Genomic DNA, 383 nt, shown 5'->3' with positions numbered 1-383 from the left:
ATGCAGAAGTAAAACTTCTGGCCCGGGTCATACTTTTTCCGCTTCTGGCGCAGCAGTGCGGTTGCGACACGACGTTGCGACGGATTCCAATTACGGAACAGCGTCACGAACTGAACGAATTGATCGCTGTTGCCCGAGAGCTGCGTCACATCTGGCGTGTAGCACGAAGGCGCGACGGCACCGGCTTTGATACCCTCTTCACTGCACGGTTTCTCGTGGTCGCTGTGGCGATGCGCCTTAAAATGCAAGCAGTCGCCACAACGGTAGCTGTCTACCATCGCCTTGGGCAATGCTTGTGTCAGCAAGTCTTTCTTTTGCACGTCCTTTCCTTTTGTGGCGTTGACAGAGCGGGCCCCAAGGACCCGAATACGACTAGGTTACAC

Annotated in this window: 1 protein-coding gene; it reads right to left on the bottom strand. The window is 55.1% G+C overall.

Translation table 11 applies throughout. The features are described 5' to 3' along the window. Positions 1 to 320, bottom strand: a 320-nt coding sequence (locus AC1RPG_RS08370; RefSeq protein ID WP_481762530.1) for a hypothetical protein, incomplete at its 3' end; no start/stop codon positions are given. Positions 321 to 383: the final 63 nt, after the last annotated feature.

It is taken from the genome of Dellaglioa sp. CoH-57-MRSF-18, from assembly GCF_056781995.1.
This window is presented reverse-complemented; position numbering and strand designations above follow the sequence as displayed.